General features: G+C 62.6%; 16 protein-coding genes. 7 read left to right on the forward strand and 9 right to left on the reverse strand.

Annotated elements, in window-relative coordinates; translation table 11 throughout:
• Positions 1 to 31 precede the first annotated feature (31 nt).
• Positions 32 to 2,719: a type I DNA topoisomerase gene (topA, locus tag AB4037_RS22870; protein WP_441773048.1), complete on the forward strand. Its 2,688-nt coding sequence runs from the start codon at positions 32 to 34 to the stop codon at positions 2,717 to 2,719.
• A 100-nt stretch (positions 2,720 to 2,819) separates the two neighbouring features.
• Complete coding sequence (locus tag AB4037_RS22875) at positions 2,820 to 3,578, forward strand: DUF2259 domain-containing protein (protein ID WP_441773049.1); 759 nt, start codon at positions 2,820 to 2,822, stop codon at positions 3,576 to 3,578.
• A 12-nt stretch (positions 3,579 to 3,590) separates the two neighbouring features.
• On the opposite strand, the gene AB4037_RS22880 is transcribed toward AB4037_RS22875, so the two are convergent.
• Both AB4037_RS22880 and AB4037_RS22885 read right to left on the reverse strand, forming a co-directional pair.
• A complete protein-coding gene (locus AB4037_RS22880; protein WP_441773050.1) occupies positions 3,591 to 3,995 on the reverse strand; it encodes a thiol-disulfide oxidoreductase DCC family protein in 405 nt (134 codons plus the stop codon).
• Positions 3,985 to 4,839: a 5'-nucleotidase, lipoprotein e(P4) family gene (locus tag AB4037_RS22885; protein WP_434956287.1), complete on the reverse strand. Its 855-nt coding sequence runs from the start codon at positions 4,837 to 4,839 to the stop codon at positions 3,985 to 3,987. Before AB4037_RS22885 ends, AB4037_RS22880 begins: the two co-directional genes overlap by 11 nt.
• Before the next feature lie 489 nt (positions 4,840 to 5,328).
• On the opposite strand from AB4037_RS22885, the gene rnr reads away from it, so the two are divergent.
• From rnr to AB4037_RS22910, 5 genes are all read left to right on the forward strand, one after another.
• Positions 5,329 to 7,662: a ribonuclease R gene (rnr, locus tag AB4037_RS22890; RefSeq protein ID WP_441773051.1), complete on the forward strand. Its 2,334-nt coding sequence runs from the start codon at positions 5,329 to 5,331 to the stop codon at positions 7,660 to 7,662.
• On the forward strand, positions 7,659 to 8,084 hold the full coding sequence (locus AB4037_RS22895) for a DUF983 domain-containing protein (RefSeq protein WP_434956285.1): 426 nt from the start codon (positions 7,659 to 7,661) through the stop codon (positions 8,082 to 8,084). Before rnr ends, AB4037_RS22895 begins: the two co-directional genes overlap by 4 nt.
• A 4-nt stretch (positions 8,085 to 8,088) precedes the next feature.
• Positions 8,089 to 8,802, forward strand: a complete 714-nt coding sequence (locus AB4037_RS22900; protein WP_441773052.1) for an NUDIX hydrolase — start codon at positions 8,089 to 8,091, stop codon at positions 8,800 to 8,802.
• 171 nt (positions 8,803 to 8,973) lie between these two features.
• The gene (rpmG, locus tag AB4037_RS22905; RefSeq protein ID WP_068297055.1) at positions 8,974 to 9,141 is read left to right on the forward strand and encodes a 50S ribosomal protein L33; all 168 of its coding nucleotides are present in this window, start codon (positions 8,974 to 8,976) and stop codon (positions 9,139 to 9,141) included.
• Positions 9,142 to 9,216: 75 nt separating this feature from the next.
• Positions 9,217 to 9,825, forward strand: coding sequence for an MFS transporter (locus tag AB4037_RS22910; protein ID WP_441773053.1), 609 nt, complete (start codon positions 9,217 to 9,219; stop codon positions 9,823 to 9,825).
• 38 nt (positions 9,826 to 9,863) lie between these two features.
• On the opposite strand, the gene rpe is transcribed toward AB4037_RS22910, so the two are convergent.
• From rpe to AB4037_RS22945, 7 genes are all read right to left on the reverse strand, one after another.
• On the reverse strand, positions 9,864 to 10,547 hold the full coding sequence (gene rpe, locus AB4037_RS22915; protein WP_434956282.1) for a ribulose-phosphate 3-epimerase: 684 nt from the start codon (positions 10,545 to 10,547) through the stop codon (positions 9,864 to 9,866).
• Between the two features lie 29 nt (positions 10,548 to 10,576).
• On the reverse strand, positions 10,577 to 11,521 hold the full coding sequence (gene cbbX, locus AB4037_RS22920; RefSeq protein ID WP_441773054.1) for a CbbX protein: 945 nt from the start codon (positions 11,519 to 11,521) through the stop codon (positions 10,577 to 10,579).
• A 207-nt stretch (positions 11,522 to 11,728) separates the two neighbouring features.
• A complete protein-coding gene (locus AB4037_RS22925; RefSeq protein WP_434956280.1) occupies positions 11,729 to 12,148 on the reverse strand; it encodes a ribulose bisphosphate carboxylase small subunit in 420 nt (139 codons plus the stop codon).
• A 13-nt stretch (positions 12,149 to 12,161) separates the two neighbouring features.
• Positions 12,162 to 13,622: a form I ribulose bisphosphate carboxylase large subunit gene (locus tag AB4037_RS22930; protein WP_434956279.1), complete on the reverse strand. Its 1,461-nt coding sequence runs from the start codon at positions 13,620 to 13,622 to the stop codon at positions 12,162 to 12,164.
• A gap of 29 nt (positions 13,623 to 13,651) precedes the next feature.
• A complete protein-coding gene (gene fba / locus AB4037_RS22935; RefSeq protein ID WP_441773055.1) occupies positions 13,652 to 14,734 on the reverse strand; it encodes a class II fructose-bisphosphate aldolase in 1,083 nt (360 codons plus the stop codon).
• A 35-nt stretch (positions 14,735 to 14,769) separates the two neighbouring features.
• Complete coding sequence (gene tkt / locus AB4037_RS22940; protein WP_441773056.1) at positions 14,770 to 16,803, reverse strand: transketolase; 2,034 nt, start codon at positions 16,801 to 16,803, stop codon at positions 14,770 to 14,772.
• A 74-nt stretch (positions 16,804 to 16,877) separates the two neighbouring features.
• Complete coding sequence (locus tag AB4037_RS22945; RefSeq protein WP_441773057.1) at positions 16,878 to 17,753, reverse strand: phosphoribulokinase; 876 nt, start codon at positions 17,751 to 17,753, stop codon at positions 16,878 to 16,880.
• Positions 17,754 to 17,758: the final 5 nt, after the last annotated feature.

Consider the following 17,758-nt stretch of genomic DNA (forward strand, 5'->3'; position numbering starts at 1 on the left):
TTTCGTTTTCCGCGTATTGAACGGCCCGCCCATGCCTGTCGTCATCGTTGAGTCGCCTGCCAAAGCACAGACGATCAACAAGTATCTCGGTTCCAACTACCAGGTGATCGCCTCCTATGGTCACGTGCGCGACCTGCCGGCCAAGGACGGTTCGGTGGAGCCCGACGCCGATTTCGCCATGGTGTGGGAGAACGACGCCAAGGCCAGCAAGCGCCTGTCGGATATCGCCAAGGCGGTGAAGGAGAGCGACAAGCTCATTCTTGCAACCGACCCTGATCGCGAGGGCGAGGCGATCTCCTGGCATGTCCTGGAGATCCTGCGCCAGAAGCGTGCCATCAAGGATATTCCGGTCGAACGCGTGACCTTCAACGCCATCACCAAGGACGCAGTCCTGAAGGCGATGAAGGCGCCACGCGAAATCGACGAGGGCCTGGTCGATGCCTATCTGGCACGACGAGCGCTCGACTATCTCGTCGGCTTCCGCCTGTCGCCGGTACTTTGGCGCAAGCTGCCGGGCGCCCGCTCCGCCGGTCGTGTTCAATCGGTCGCCTTGCGTCTGGTCTGCGACCGGGAACTCGAGATCGAGCGCTTTGTCGCCCGCGAATATTGGTCTTTGATCGCGACCCTCGCCACACCACGCGGCGATCTGTTCGAAGCACGCCTCGTCGGCGCGGACGGCCAGAAGATCCAGCGCCTTGATGTCGGCACCGAAAAGGAGGCTCTCGCCTTCCGCGCGGCTCTCGACCAGGGCCGCTATGTCGTAGCCAGTGTCGAGGCCAAGCCTGCCCGGCGCAATCCCTTCCCGCCCTTCACCACCTCGACGCTGCAGCAGGAGGCCAGCCGCAAACTCGGCCTGTCGCCCAATCGCACCATGCAGATCGCCCAACGCCTCTATGAGGGCGTCAACCTCAATGGCGAGCAGGTCGGCCTGATCACCTATATGCGTACCGACGGCGTCGATATGGCGCCGGAGGCCATCACCGCCGTGCGCAGCATGATCGGCAAGAGCTATGCGCCCGGCTACCTGCCGGAGACGCCGCGCCGTTATGTCACCAAGGCGAAGAACGCTCAGGAAGCCCATGAGGCGATCCGGCCGACCGATCCCTTCCGCACGCCCAAGGACGTCACCCGCTTCCTGGATAACGAACAGGCCCGGCTCTACGAACTGATCTGGAAGCGCACGGTTGCCAGCCAGATGGCTTCGGCGGAGCTCGAGCGCACCACGGTCGACATCCTGGTCGAGGCGGGCGGGCGCAAGCTCGACCTGCGAGCGACCGGCCAGGTCGTGAAGTTCGACGGCTTCCTGACGCTCTACAATGAAGACCGGGACGATGATGGGGACGACGAGGACGGCAAGCGCCTTCCCACCATGTCGGCCGGCGAAGCGCTCGACAAGAAATCGATCGCCGCTACCCAGCATTTCACCGAACCGCCGCCGCGCTACAGCGAGGCCACGCTGATCAAGCGCATGGAGGAGCTCGGCATCGGCCGCCCCTCCACCTATGCGGCCACGCTCGCCACCCTGCGCGACCGCGAATATGTCTCGATCGACAAGAAGCGCCTGAAGGCCGAGGACAAGGGTCGTCTCGTCACCGCCTTCCTTGAGAGCTTCTTTGCCCGTTATGTCGAATATGACTTCACCGCGGCCCTGGAGGAGAAGCTCGACCGCATCTCCAACCACGAGCTCGACTGGAAGGAAGTCCTGCGCGATTTCTGGCGCGATTTCTCCGCCGCCATCGACGGCACCAAGGAATTGCGTACCACCCAGGTTCTCGACGCACTCAACGACCTGCTCGGGCCGCATATCTTCCCCGACCGGGGCGATGGCTCCAGTCCGCGCCAGTGCACGGTGTGCGGCACCGGCACGCTCTCGCTCAAGCTCGGCAAATACGGATCGTTCATCGGCTGCTCCAACTATCCCGAATGCCGCTATACGCGCCAGTTATCGGCTGGCGCCGACCAGAATGGCGAGGCCGAGGGCGGTGGCGAAGCCGGCACCAGGAAGCTCGGCGCCGATCCCGAGAGCGGTCTCGACGTCACCCTTCGCGATGGGCGTTTCGGCCCCTATGTCCAGCTCGGCGAAGGCGACAAGCCCAAGCGTTCGAGCCTGCCTCGCGGCATGAGCGCAGCCAATGTCGACCTCGAACGAGCACTGGCATTGCTCTCTTTGCCAAAAGAGGTCGCAGTCCATCCCGAGAGCGGCAAACCGATCCTGGTGGGCATCGGCCGCTATGGTCCCTATGTCCAGCACGAGAAGACCTACGCCAATCTAGACAAGGATGATGACGTATTGGCAATCGGCGCCAACCGGGCCATTGCTCTGATCCTCACCAAGGAAAGCGGAGGTTCTGGCCGCCGTTTCGGCGCCGGTGCGCCGGCAGGCCGTCCCCTCGGCGACTATCCCGGCGGCGGCAGCGTCGAGGTCAAGCCGGGACGCTATGGCGCCTATGTCACCAATGGCAAGGTCAACGCCACCCTGCCCAAGGGCATGGAAGCGGATGCGGTGACGCTCGAACAGGCCATCGAACTCATTGCCGCCAAAGCCGGCAAGGCCCCGACGACCGGCAAAGCTCCGGCTGCCAAAAAGACACCGGCGAAGAAGGCTGCGGCCGCCAAGACGACGGCCGCCAAGACGACGGCTGCGAAGAAGCCGGCTGCCAAGAAGAAGGCAACCAAGGCGATCGTCGATTCCGACGAGGTTCCCTTCGACACCGATTGATATTTGGACTTCCGGCCGGAGCCTCTGTTCCCGCCGGGACTTCCTTGTGATCATGAAGGCCTCCAGCCTGCCCCTTGCGTGCAGGCTGGAGGTGGGTGTCATGATTCGTCGCGTTGCGGGGCTGGTCGGCGGCGCTCTTCTCAACGCCCTCGCGCTCGCATCCGCCTTCGCCGGCGATGCCGCCGTGCCCGATATCATCGGCTTTTCCAAGGATGGACGTTATTTCGCCTTCGAGGAATATGGCACGCTCGATGCCTCCATCCATCCCTACAGCACCATCCACATCATCGATCTCGATACCGGCAAAGCTGTCGCAGGCTCGCCTCTTGCAGTGAGCCATGACAAGGAGGGGCCCGAAGAGGCCCCCCGCACCGAGGCGCGCAAAAAGGCCCAACCGCTGTTGGCCAAGCTCGGCATCGGCGATAAGCCGACCAGGCAGGTCGTGCACGAGGGCGCACGGCTTTTCGATGCGCCGACACCCGATCAGGCCTATGCCACCATGGCCGCCGAAGTGACGAATCTCAGCATCGAGGATGCGGTTCCCGGTGGGGACGTCACGGTCGATGTCCTGCCCCGTACGATCACGGATACGACTTGCTCGGCGCAGGGGCGCGAAGAGCTCAAAAGCTTTTCGCTGGTGCGCACTCTGCCCGAAAACAATAGGGACAACGAAATCGTCTATATCGACGAAGCGTCCGGCTACGAGCGCGGTTGCTCGCAGTCCAACGGCCTGAATGCGCTCTTTGTCTTCAAGCCGGCCGATGCCAGGCCGAGACTGGTGGCGCTGGTCAGCTATTGGCCTCGCAGTTGGGAAGAGCCCGACCGGCGCTATCTCGCCATCCCCGTCCCTCTGCCGTGACGCAGCGAGCCGTTACCATCGCCCTCTTCGCTTGTTCCAAGCGAACAACAGGTCGGCGAAGCGATCATAGGCGAAGCGCGTCAGTACGATGACGCCGGGCGCTCCGAGCAATTTGGCGATCCAGGCTTGCCCCGGCGTGCGCCGCCAGATTTCTAGGACGACATCGGCTCCCACCAGCAGGCGGCCGTCCTCGTTGGTTGCATGCAGGCGGCGCCTGATGTCGTCAAGGCCCGCCCCGAAATGCGCCAGTGCATCAGGCTCCAGATTGATGTCCAGAAACTCGATACGGCCAGCCTTGACCGCTTCCAGGAGACGGCTGCGCTGATGGCGGATGCCGGCATCGCAGACCGGACATCTGGTATTATACCAGACCGTCAGGGGACGAGCGCCGCCGGCTTTTGCAATCTCACTGACCATCCCAACTCTTCAGCGCCTCGATCTTGAGCTTGCGCTGCTCGTCGGCGGAAAGCTCGTAATTGCTCTTGTAGGGGGCAGATTCGAAAGAGCCATAGGTCGGGTTGGCAATGACGATCCAATCGTGCCCCCAACGGGCGGCACTGTCTGCGAAAACCTTCTCGCGCTCCTCCGGCGTTCCCTTGTAGGCATCGGTAAAATCCCCGAGATTGTCGCCGACCAGCAGCACGATGCGATAATCCTTGGCGATCACCGCCCGTCTGGTGCCCTTGGCCGACTTCCAGTCCGGCTGTTCCTTGGCACTGAGGAAGGTGTCGACATTGCCGCCATTCGGAAAGCCGAGCTTTGTCATCAACTGCACCGTCGGCTCTTCCTCCTCCTTGGTTCGGTTGGTGACATAGAAGACCTTCACGCCTTTCGAGGCGGCATACTGGGTGAATTCAACCGCCCCGGGAATGGGGGTATCAACCTGCGCCTTGACATATTTTGTCCAGGTCTCCGGCGTGAAGCGCGTTCCCGCCTTGACGTTCCAGGCCTGATAATTGGAGGTGTTTAGCAGCGTGTCGTCTACATCGAGGACGATGGCCGGCGGAAAACTCTTGAAGTCGCCGGTCTGCTCGGCGGGCGCCGCCGTCCAGGAGGTATCGGCCAAGGCCTGATCGAGCCTGATTCTGGCCAGTGCGAACGCCGCCATCGCATTGGCCTTGGCTTCGACGGCGGTCTGGTCCCAGAGCACGGCGTTGAGATTGTCATCAGGCTTGGCACCCTCGGCGAAGGCCGGTGAAACTGCGGCTGAAACCGCAACAAGCGTCGATGAGAGGCAAAGTCCGATCAATGCACCACGCATGCCCTACTCCCAGTTGGACCGACGATAAAACAGAAACGATATCATCGGACCTCGACGGGTCAACGCGGCATATTCCCTGCGACCTTAGAGAGAATGCTGCAGTGCAGCATTTTTATTGACAAGCCAGGCATGTGGCCCTATATGCGCAGTGTCCGGTTCAATCGAACCGTTCCATCTATCCGTTCGTGCCAGCGGATCTTTTAGGAATTTTGGACAGTCTGTCCCGGCACTCGATGTTCCTTGCCGCCTTGCGTATTGCCTCACATGGCTCTGCCGCGCTGTGGGATCCCCTCCGGATCGCCGCGCAGATCGCATCGGCAGCTTCTCTTCGACAGACAAACCGCCGATCGGGCAGGACGCCGACGAAATACGTCGTGTCCACGATTGGCTTCGACAAATACTATGTGCGTTGGTCTATGATGACGCCGGATCCACTGCCCGCTTCCTTTGGGCATATCGGGCCGCCAACGCCAATTCGGAATAATTTCTGTGGTTCGTAAAAACAAACAAGCCGAGGCATTGGAACCCACCCTGCCCAGCCGCGAAGACATTCTCGCTTTCATCGCCCGTTCGCATGGCAGGGCCGGCAAACGCGAGATCGCCCGCGAATTCGGCTTGGGCGGCGCCGACAAGATCGCCCTCAAACATCTGCTCAACGAATTTGCCGATGGCGGCGTCGTGCAGCGCAACCGCAAGGGCTTCAATGCCCCCGGCGCCCTGCCCTCCTCCCTCGTTGCCGACATTACCGGCCGTGATCGTGACGGCGAGCTCGTCGCCACCCCTGCGGACTGGAACGAGGATAATGGCAAGCCGCCGCGCATCGTGGTGACCATTCCCAAACGCTTCGGCGGAGCCGCGCCAGGCGTGGGTTCGCGGGTGCTGCTGCGCATGGCCGATGGTAGCTCGGATCACCAGCCGACCGGACGGGTGATCAAGGTGCTGGAGCGCTTGCGCCAACGCATTCTCGGCGTCTTCCGTCGCCTTCCCAACGGCGACGGCCAGATCGTACCGATCGAAAAACGCAATGCCGGACGCGAGATGATCGTTCGCCCGGAGGATGCGGTGAAGGCCGAAGACGGCGATCTCGTCGCCATCGAGCCCCTGCGCGGCGCCCGCCATGGCCCGCCCGTGGCACGCATCGTCGAGCGGGTCGGCAAGGTCGGCAGCGAGAAGGCGATCAGCCTGATCGCCATCCATGCCCATGACATTCCCTACGTCTTTCGCAAAGACACGCTGGAAGAGGCCGAGGCCGCCAAGCCGGCGACCAAATCTGGTGGCAAGGATTGGTCCGGCCGTGAGGACTGGCGGCGCCTGCCGCTGATCACCATCGATCCGGCCGATGCCAAGGATCACGACGACGCGGTTCATGCCGAGCCCGATCCCGATCCGGCCAATCCGGGCGGGCATATCCTCACCGTAGCAATCGCCGACGTCGCCGCCTATGTGAAGCCGGATTCGCCCCTCGACCGCGAGGCCCTGATCCGCGGCAATTCGGTGTATTTTCCCGACCGTGTCGTTCCGATGCTGCCGGAGCGCATCTCCAACGATTTGTGCTCCCTGCGCGCCGACGAAAACCGGCCGGCGCTGGCCGTGCGCATGATCATCGCAGCGGACGGACGCAAGCTTCGCCACAGCTTCCATCGCGTGATGATGCGCTCGGCCGCCAAGCTCTCCTACCAGCAGGCCCAGCGCGCCATCAACGGTGATACCGACGAGGTAACCGGCGCACTGCTGGCGTCCGTCCTCCAGCCTCTGTGGGCTGCCTATGCCTGCCTGAAGACGGAGCGCGACGATCGCGGGCCGCTCGACCTCGATCTGCCTGAACGCAAGATCCTGCTGAAACCCAACGGCATGGTCGACCGGGTCGTCGTTCCCGAACGCCTCGACGCCCACCGTCTGATCGAGGAATTCATGATCCTCGCCAATGTCGCGGCAGCCGAGACGCTGGAAGCCAAGAAGACGCCATTGGTCTATCGCGTGCATGACGAGCCTTCGATGGAGAAGATCATCGCGCTGCGCGAATTCCTCCACACGCTCGACATTCCGCTCTCCAAGCAGGGGGCGCTCCGGCCGAGCCAGTTCAACACCATCCTTGCGAGGGTCGCCGGCACCGACAATGCCCATCTCGTCAACGACGTGGTGCTGCGCTCGCAGAGCCAGGCCGAATATTCGGCCGACAATATCGGACATTTCGGTCTCAATCTGCGCCGCTACGCGCATTTCACCTCGCCCATCCGCCGCTATTCGGACCTGATCGTGCATCGCGCTTTGATCCGCGCCCTGCATCTGGGCGATGACGGCCTGCCGGCGGAGATGACGCCCGCAATGCTCAACGAGATCGCCGGCCGGATCTCGGCCTGCGAGCGGCGTGCCATGACGGCAGAACGCGAGACGATCGACCGCCTGATCGCCCATTTTCTCGCGGACCATGTCGGCGAGATCTTCCAGGGCCGTGTGTCCGGGGTGATCAAATCAGGCCTGTTCGTCAAACTCCTCGATACCGGCGCCGACGGCTTCGTGCCCGCCGCGACGATCGGTCACGACTATTACCGCTTCGAGGAGAGCGCCCATCAGCTTATCGGTGCAGCAACAGGTGAATCCTTCCAGCTCGGCGATACGGTGTCGGTGAAGCTGGTGGAGGCGGCGCCGTTCGCCGGTGCGCTGCGCTTCGAAATCATCTCGGACGGTCAACGGCGCAGAACCCCGGGTCGCAAGCTCGGCGTGGTCAAGCGACCGCGTATCACCGATCGCAAGGGCAATGCGGCCAAGCGCAAGGCGAAGGCGCAGAAAGGCAAGCACGCCGGGAAGAGAAGTCGGCGATGAACGAATATCGGCCCGAGCAACGCGACCGACCTGAGCAGCGCGACGTGGCGCTCGCCATGCGCCGGGGCGCCTTCGGGCGCTGCCCCAATTGCGGCAAGGGCAAGATCTTCACCTCCTATCTCAAGGTCGCACCGCGCTGCAGTGCCTGCGGCGAGGATCTGTCGCATCACCGCGCCGATGATGCGCCACCCTATTTCACCATGATGATCGTCGGGCATGTCGTGGTCGCCGGCATCCTCGCCTGCGTGATCGAGACGGAGATGCCGCTCTGGTTGCTGGGCGTGATCTTCGGCACGCTAACCATCGTGCTGTCGCTGGTCCTGCTTCCGATGATCAAGGGCGCCATCATCGGGCTGCAATGGGCCAACCGCATGCATGGCTTCTCCGGCAAAGCCGACCCCGACACGCTTTCCCCTTACTGAGTCCATGACAGATATCCCCTCCTCGCCATCGAAGCCCCGTCCCATCAGGCCCCGCGATGCCGCTTCGCTGATCCTGCTCGACCGCACCGGCAACACGCCCCGCATCCTGATGGGAAGGCGGCATTCGGGCCATGCCTTCATGCCCGGCGTGATGGTGTTTCCCGGCGGCCGCGTCGAGCCTGCCGATCGCAGCATGAGTGCCTATGGCACGCTGTCGGTCCACGCCGAACGGGGGCTGCTCACGCGCGTTGTCAGGCCCTCGCCGGCCAAGGCCAGGGCACTGGCCCTATGCGCGATCCGGGAGACCTTCGAGGAAACCGGCATCCTGCTCGGCGAAACAGGGCTCGGCACCCCGCCCGTCAGCAGCGAACACTGGCGGGCCTTCGCCGACCACGAAGTGTTCCCCTCGCCCGAAAGCCTGCATTTCGTCGCCCGTGCCATCACGCCACCTGCCATGAAGCGCAGATTCGACACGCGCTTCTTCGTGGCTGACGCGCGTTCCATCGCGCACCAGACCGACGGTGTCGTCGGTCCCGACTCGGAGTTGGTCGAAATGAAATGGCTCACCTTCGACGAGGCCCGGTCAGAAGATCTGGTCTGGATCACCCGCACGATCCTCGATGAGGTGGCCAGGAGGCTCGAAATCGGCTTGGAGAAGGACGTTCCCGTGCCTTTCTATCGCGAGCAGCGTGGCGTACGGAGCCGGGAAGAGATCTAGATCAGCCGCGGATGGCCCGCATGGCCGCACAATTCCAAGCAGCATGCGCTTCTTTTGGTTGACTTCAGCGCTTCCATGAGTAGTGTGCGCCAAGATTCAAAAGGGCCGCGCCATTGCGCGGCTTTGCTGCCTTAGCCGATACGGTCCGGTAGCAATATTCGGAGCATCACCATGGCCAAGGCTGCAACCATCAAGATCAAGCTGCTTTCGACGGCAGACACGGGCTACTTCTATGTCACCAAGAAGAACACCCGCACCAAGACCGAAAAGCTCGCAATGAAGAAGTACGATCCCGTCGCGCGCAAGCACGTCGAGTTCAAGGAAACCAAGATCAAGTAAGATCGGTTTCCGGATCGGAATCAAGGGCGCCTTCGGGGCGCCCTTTGTTTTGGTGATGCCCGCGGGAGGCTATCGGTGTCGACCCCCAATGAGACACGCAATACCTCGCGCGGTTTGCAGTTCTTCATTCTCGCCTGCACCCTTCTGGTCATCGGCTTCGGTTCGGGAGCCGCCTCGATCAGCCTCTCGACCATTTTTCAAGAGTTCGCGCTGTCCTACGCGATCATAGGCGCCGTCACTTCCGGGGTTTTCCTTTTCCTGATCCTATTCCTCGCACTAGGCGGACGCCTGCGCGCGCTGGTCGGCGACAAGCCCCTGCTGATGGCCTCGACGTCCACATTCGTCGTCGGCGAAGCTCTGGCAGGACTTGCCCCCGATTTTTCCGTCTGGGCAATCGCGCGCCTGCTCCAGGGTTCAGCAACCGGTTGCCTCCTTTCCGTCAGCCTTGCTTTCGTGGCCGACAGTGCACGTCGCCAACGGCGAGGCGACGTCATAAGCGTGCTGCTTGCCCTTTATTTCCTCGGCACGGCATTCGGCCCCGGCGTAGCAGGCTACATCACCGCGTTTTATAGCTGGCGCGACATCGCCTACGTCTCGGCGGCACTGGGCGTGATCATGCTCATCCTACAGGCCGCATTCGTCACGGCACCCACGAGAACGGAAATCGAGACCATTTTCGACTGAGCGGGCAGTCCGGGACGACCATCACGGTGGCCTTGCCTCTATGCCACCTTCCGAACGTGGTCCTCTGCTGCCTCGCGGATAGCGGCTATGTTACCGGCATAATTCGCCGCCCCGCCCTGAAACACGGCCGATCCCGCCACGATCGTGTCTGCTCCGGCCGCGGCCACCAGCGCTGCCGTCTCGCTGTTGACGCCGCCATCGACCTCGAGGCGGATCGGCCTTGTCCCGATCATTGCCCGGACGCGCCGAATCTTGTCGAGTTGCGAGGTGATGAAGGCCTGCCCTCCGAATCCCGGATTGACTGTCATCACCAGGATGAGATCGAGACGATCGAGCACATATTCCAACACGCTTTCCGGCGTACCCGGACAGATCGTCGCCCCGGCCTTGCAGCCGAGAGCGCGGATCGCCTGCAGCGAGCGATCGAGATGCGGACCGGATTCGGCATGCACGGTGATGATGTCGGCACCGGCTTTGGCAAAAGCCTCCAGATAGGGATCGGCCGGCGTGATCATCAGATGCACGTCGAAGGGCTTTTTTGTGTAGGATCTGACAGCTTTGATGACATCGGGTCCGAAGGTGATGTTGGGCACGAAATGCCCATCCATCACGTCGCAATGGATCCAGTCCGCCCCGCTCTCGTCGATAGCTCTGATTTCCTCGCCCAGCCGCGCGAAATCAGCCGACAGGATGGACGGCGCGATCACGATCGGTTCAGCCATGATAGTCTTCCTCTCATCTCCGGTATTCGTCAGGCATCGTCGCCATCGGGTTTCGCGTCCCAGGCGAAAACGCGACTCGCCAGAACATCTCCCGCCTCGATGGTCATGATGTCGTCCGTGGTCAGCTTGCGGTCGAGATCTTCGACCAACCGACTGGCCTGGCGCAGGCGGATACGGTCGAGCGCATTGCGGATGGAACGGGCATTGGAGAACAAGGGCTGGGTCTTGCGCAGCTCGATATAGCGGATGAAGGCAGCCCGTGCCTCGGCATCGAAGCGATAATTGCGTTCCTGCAGCATCAGCTCGGCAATGGACAGCAGTTCAGGCTCTTCATAGTCAGGAAAATCGATGTGGTGGGCGACCCGCGAGCGGAAGCCGGGATTGCTGGCGAAGAACTTCTGCATGCGATCCTCATAGCCGGCGAGGATCACGACGAGATCGTCGCGCTGCGTCTCCATCACCTGCAGCAGGATCTCGATGGATTCCTGGCCATAATCGCGCTCGTTCTCGGGGCGGTAGAGATAATAGGCCTCGTCGATGAACAACACGCCGCCCATCGCCTTCTTGAGGATCTCCTTGGTCTTCGGCGCGGTGTGGCCGATATACTGGCCGACGAGATCGTCCCGGGTCACCGACACCAGATGTCCACGCCTGACGAAGCCGAGGCGATGCAGGATGTCGGCCATGCGCAAGGCCACCGTGGTCTTGCCGGTACCGGGATTGCCGGTGAAGGACATGTGCAGGGTCGGCGGATCATTGGCCAGGCCGATTCTTTGCCGGATGCGCTCGATCAGTAGCAGCGAGGCGATTTCACGGATGCGCGTCTTCACCGGCTTGAGGCCGACCAGGTCGCGGTCGAGCTGGGCGAAGACGTCGGCAATGCCGACCGCCTCGAATTCCTGCCTGAGGTCGATGGTCTCGGCTGCAGTCGTGCCGGCCTCCCCGGGCTCTTTCACGGTGTTTGCATCGAGCATGGTGATCCTCGCGAAAGGCTCCGCCGCCCAATAGGCGACGGAGCAAGTTGTCCGGCGGGTCGTCAGAGACGGGAGGCACTGCCGTCACCAGCCGGACCAAAGCGTGTTGCGATTGGGCGAAATCACGCAGAATCGCAAAGACGCGTCGAAACCAGAAGCTTGAGCAAACAAGCGTTCAGTCATGAACGCGTTTTGCTCAAGGACACATCAACCGTAGCGCTGGCCTTCCGGCCGGTCGGCGGCATAGCTTTTGGTGGTGTAGCGGATATTGCGGCCGACGCTTTCCTGCCGGTCGAGGCGGAAGCCGGGCTCCTCCGTCGGCCGATTGACGATGAAGGAGATGCGCACCGACTCCCAGCCATGGCTGGAGTCAAAGCCGCAGATGCGGATATAGCGGTCGCCATAGACGCGCCGGCATTCGGCGAGTTCCATCATCACGCCTGCCGCATCCCGCAGGTCGAACATCGGCAAACCCCACATCTCCCAATAGGTGTTGCGGGGGTGAGGATCGTCGGTGAACTCGATGTTCACCGCCCAGCCCTGTTCCAGGCAATACTGCACCTGGCGGCCGATCTGCTCGTCGGTGAGATCGGGCAGGAAGGAAAAACACCCTTGTGTGATACGCATCGTCTTTCTCCTTTCAGGCGGTGACGGCGACGGTGGGCACGAAATCCGGCGTGTCGGTGGATTCGTAGTTGAAGGTCACGTCCTTCCACACTTCGAGCGCCTGCTTGAGCGGCGTACAGCTATTGGCCGCCTTGGCCAGGATTTCCGGCCCTTCATGCAGGTAGTCGCGTCCCTCGTTGCGGGCGAGGATCATCGCTTCCAGAGCCACGCGGTTGGCGGTGGCGCCGGCCTGGATGCCCTGCGGATGGCCGATGGTGCCGCCGCCGAACTGCAGCACCACATCCTCACCGAGAAGATGCAGAAGCTGGTGCATCTGGCCGGCATGGATGCCGCCGGAGGCCACCGGCATCAGCTTGTTGAGGCTGGCCCAGTGCTGGTCGAAGAAGACGCCGTGTTCGAGGTTGGCCGGATTGAAGTCCTCGCGGCAGATGTCGTAATAACCGCGCGTGGTGTTGGGATCGCCTTCCAGCTTGCCGACCACGGTACCGGCATGGATATGATCGACACCGGCCAGCCGCATCCATTTGGCAATGACGCGGAACGATACGCCATGGCTCTTCTGGCGCGTATAGGTGCTGTGGCCGGCCCGGTGCAGATGCAGGATCATGTCGTTGCGACGGGCCCAGGCCGCCATCGACTGGATCGCGGTATAACCGATCACCAGGTCGATCATCACGATGTTGGAGCCGATCTCCCGAGCAAAATCGGCGCGCTCATACATCTGCTCCATCGTACCGGCAGTAACGTTGAGATAGGTTCCCTTGATCTCGCCCGACGTCGCCTGCGCCTTGTTCACCGCCTCCATGCAATAGAGGAAGCGCTCCCGCCAATGCATGAAAGGCTGCGAATTGATGTTCTCGTCATCCTTGGTGAAATCGAGTCCCCCCTTCAGCGCCTCGTAGACCACGCGTCCGTAGTTGCGGCCCGACAGGCCAAGCTTGGGCTTGACGGTGGCTCCCAGCAGAGGTCGGCCGAACTTGTCGAGCCGCTCGCGCTCGACCACGATGCCGGTCGCCGGCCCCTGGAAGGTCTTCACATAGGCCACGGGAAAGCGCATGTCCTCCAGGCGTAGCGCCTTCAAGGGCTTGAAGCCGAAGACATTGCCGATGATCGAGGCCGAGAGGTTGGCGATCGAGCCGGGCTCGAACAAATCGAGATCATAGGCGATATAGGCAAAGTACTGGCCGGATGCGTTGGGCACCGGATCGACCCGGTAGCATTTGGCCCGGTATTTTTCCGCCGCTGTCAGCCTGTCCGTCCACACCACCGTCCAGGTCGCGGTGGAAGATTCGCCGGCCACGGCCGCCGACGCCTCGATCGGATCAACGCCCTCCTGCGGCGTTACCCGGAACAGCGCGATGACATCGGTGTCCTTGGGTTCATAGTCGGGCTCCCAATAGCCCATCTTCTTGTATTCCATCACGCCGGACCGGTAGCGATCCTTGCCGCGGACGGTTTGTGTATTCACGTTCATCTCGTCCTCCTTGGTTCGAGGGAATTGGGTTACGCCGCTGTCGCCAGGCCCGAGACTTTTGGTTCCAGGGCGCCAGCGCGGTAGCGCCGCGCCATTTCGGGCAACGGTACGACCCTGATCCGCGAGGCTTGTCCTGCCGTGCCGAATGCCTCGAAGCGCGCGCGGCAAAGAGTTTTCAGTCCTTCCATGGCGGGCTTCAGGAATTTGCGCGGATCGAACTCGCTGCGGTTCTCGCTGGCGACCTTGCGGAAGGCGGCGGTCATCGCGAGCCGACAGTCGGTGTCGATATTGACCTTGCGCACGCCATGCCGGATGCCCCGGACGATCTCGTCCACCGGCACGCCCCAGGTCTGCGGCATCTGCCCACCGAAGGCGTTGAACATGTCCTGCAGTTCCTGCGGCACCGAGGAGGAGCCGTGCATGACCAGATGCACGCCGGGCATGCGTCGATGGATCTCCTCGATCACATGCATGGCCAGGATGTCGCCATCGGGCTTGCGGCTGAACTTGTAGGCGCCGTGCGACGTGCCCATGGCGATGGCGAGGGCATCGACCCTGGTGGCGCGCACGAAATCCACGGCCTGGGCGGGATCGGTGAGCAACTGGTCATGGCCGATCTCGCCGACGACGCCGTGACCGTCTTCCTGCTCGCCGCCGCCATGTTCGAGCGAACCGAGCACGCCGAGCTCCCCCTCGACGGAAGCGCCGACCCAATGGGCAAAATCGACGACGCGACGAGTGATCGCGACATTGTAGTCGTAGCTCGCAGGCGTCTTGCCGTCGGCCTCGAGCGACCCATCCATCATCACCGAGGTGAAGCCGTAGCGTAGCGCCGTAGCGCAGGTCGCTCCCTCATTGCCGTGGTCGAGATGCAGGCAGAGCGGGATCTGCGGATACATCTCTTCCAGAGCCTCGACCATCTTCGCCAGCATGATGTCGTTGGCATAGGCCCGTGCCCCGCGCGAGGCTTGCAAGATGACAGGAGCATCGACATCTGCGGCAGCCTCCATGATACCGAGTGCCTGCTCCATATTGTTGATGTTGAAGGCCGGTACGCCGTAGCCGTGCTCGGCAGCGTCATCCAGCAATTGCCTGAGGGTGATACGGGCCATGACAGTCTCCGTTGCGCCTTTTGAAATTTACAGACTTACAGGCCTTGTCCCCGCTTCTCCGACGCGAGCTGGCGGGCAGCCTCAGCGATGGTGGCGGCCGTGATGCCGAACTCCCGGTAGAGATCGCCCGCCGGTGCCGAGGCGCCGAAGCCGCCCATGCCGATGAAGACGCCGTCTTCGCCGAGCAGGCGGGACCAGTCGGCCTCGATGGCCGCCTCGATGCCGATGCGTGGCGCCGTCCCCAGCACGGCGCGGCGATAGACCGGTCCCTGCCTCCGGAAGAGTTCGAAGCAGGGCGCCGAAACCACCGCGGCTCGAATGCCTTCCTTCGCCAGGAGTTCAGCGGCCTCGACGGCGATCGAAACCTCCGAACCTGTGGCGATCAGCGTGACGTCTCGCTCCGCCGGCGGCTCGAACAGCACATAGGCACCGAGCGCGACCCCATTCACGCCACAGTCGGAACGCAGCGTCGGCAGCGCCTGGCGCGACAGGCAGATAATGGAAGGCTGCTTTTCGGCCGCGAGAGCACATTCCCACGCCTCCGCGGTCTCGACGGCATCCGCCGGCCGGAACACCAGGAGATTGGGAATGGCCCGGAGCGCGGCCAGATGCTCCACCGGCTGATGGGTCGGGCCATCCTCGCCCAGACCGATGGAATCATGCGTCATCACATGGATCACGCGCAGTCCCATTAGCGCCGCCAGCCGGATCGCCGGCCGCGAATAATCGGCAAAGGCCAAAAAGGTGCCCCCGAAGGGAATGTAGCCGCCATGCAAGGCGATGCCGTTCATCGCCGCAGCCATGCCATGCTCGCGCACGCCGTAATGGATATACCCACCGGAAAAATCCTCGGCTTGGACCGGCTGCAAGCCCTTCGCCTGCGTGAGATTGGAATGGGTGAGATCGGCCGAACCGCCCAGAAGATTGGGCTGGGCAGAAACAATCGCGTTGATGACCTGCTGGGACGCCTGACGCGTGGCGATTTGCGGACAATCGCTGGCAAAACGCTGGCGAATATCGGCAAGCGCACGCTTGAGCCCGTCGCTCAATCTGCCCCCTACCGCATCCTCGAACTGCCGCCTCTCCGCCTCGCCGACCTGACGCAGCCTCTTCTGCCAGGCCTTGTGCTCGGCCTTTCCACGGGCTCCGACAGCCAACCATGCCTCGCGGATTTCGGGTGGAATCTCGAAGGGCTCGTGCGGCCAGGCCAGGGCCTCTCGCGCAGCCAGGCTCTCTTCGGCGCCGAGCGGAGCGCCGTGCACCTTCTCGGTGCCTTGTCGGTTTGGCGCGCCGAAGCCGATGATGGTCCGGCAAGCAATGAGCGAGGGCCTGTCGGTTGCCAGTTCCTCCGCAATCGCCGTCGCCACGGCCTCGCGGTCATGCCCGTCGACCCGGCGCGTCGACCAGCCGGACGCCGCGAAGCGGGCGAGCTGGTCGTCCGAGCAGGAAAGCGAAGTCGAGCCATCGATCGAGATCTCGTTGTCATCGAACAGCACGATAAGCCTGCTGAGCTTGAGATGGCCGGCCAGCGAAATCGCCTCGTGGCTGATACCCTCCATCAGGCAGCCATCGCCGACGATGACATAGGTATGGTGGTCGACGAGCTCTTCCCCGAAGCGGGCATGGGCAAGGCGCTCCGCCAGGGCCATGCCGACAGCCGTCGCCAGCCCCTGCCCGAGCGGCCCCGTCGTCGTCTCCACGCCTGGCGTGTGACCATATTCGGGATGCCCCGGTGTCTTGGAGCCCCATTGCCGGAAGGATTTCACCTCCTCCAGCGTAAGTTCGGGATAGCCGGTGAGATGCAGCAGGCCGTAGAGCAGCATCGAGCCGTGCCCAGCCGAGAGCACGAAGCGGTCCCGATCTGGCCAGGCCGGGTCAGACGGATCGAATTTCAGGAAACGCGAAAACAGCACGGTAGCGACGTCGGCCATGCCCATGGGCATGCCGGGGTGTCCGGACCTGGCCCTCTCCACGGCGTCGACAGCCAGGAAGCGCAAGGTATTGGCCATGTCGCGATGCGGCACCGAGGTCTCGAAAATGGCTGATGGCGTCGGGATATTCACGGGCATGTCCTCCCATTCCGCTGCCCGGGGCAGACGGTGGTTTGGTTCACGGAAAGGCTCTGTGTCCTGCGGGCGCGCCTCTAGGCGGCTCGCTTCTTGCGCTCGACCAGTTGCAGGATCAGCGGCGTCAGGATGAGCTGCATGGCGAGATCCAGCTTCGAGCCATGGATGACGATGGAGTTGGCTCGCGACATGAAGCTGTTGGGGATCATCGACAGCAGATAGGGAAAATCGATCCCTCTTGGTGTCTGAAAGCGGATCACCACCATCGATTCATCCGGCGTCGGGATCCAGCGCGCGATGAAGGGATTGGACGTATCCACGGTCGGCACGCGCTGGAAATTGATGTCGGTGTGGGTAAATTGCGGGCAGATATAGTTCACATAGTCGGGCATGCGCCGCAGGATGGTGTCGGTCACTGCCTCGGTCGAATAGCCCCGCGTGCTGCGGTCGCGATGCAGCTTCTGGATCCATTCGAGATTGATCACCGGCACCACRCCGATCTTGAGATCGGCATATCTGGCGACGTCGACCTCGTCGGTCACCACCGCTCCATGCAGCCCTTCGTAGAAGAGCAGATCGGTGCCGGATGGCAGTGGCTTCCAAGGCGTGAAGGTGCCGGGCAGGGCCCCATAAAGGATCTCCTCCTCATCATCATGGACATAGTGCCGCGTGGTGCCGGTTCCGTGGTTGCCATAGTCGCGAAACAGTGCCTCCAACTCGGCGAACAGATTGGTTTCCGGGCTGAAATGACTGAAATGCTTGTTACCCCTGGCCGCCTCATCGGCCATGTGGGCGCGCATCTCGGTCCTGTCGTAGCGATGAAAGGAATCGCCCTCTACGTAGGCCGCTTCGATGTTCTCGCGGCGAAAGATCTGCTCGAAGGTCCGCTTGACCGAAGTCGTTCCGGCGCCGGACGAGCCCGTGATGGAAATGATCGGATGCTTGATCGACATGGTAT

The organism is Labrys sp. KB_33_2 (assembly GCF_052114505.1).
Taxonomy (GTDB): domain Bacteria; phylum Pseudomonadota; class Alphaproteobacteria; order Rhizobiales; family Labraceae; genus Labrys.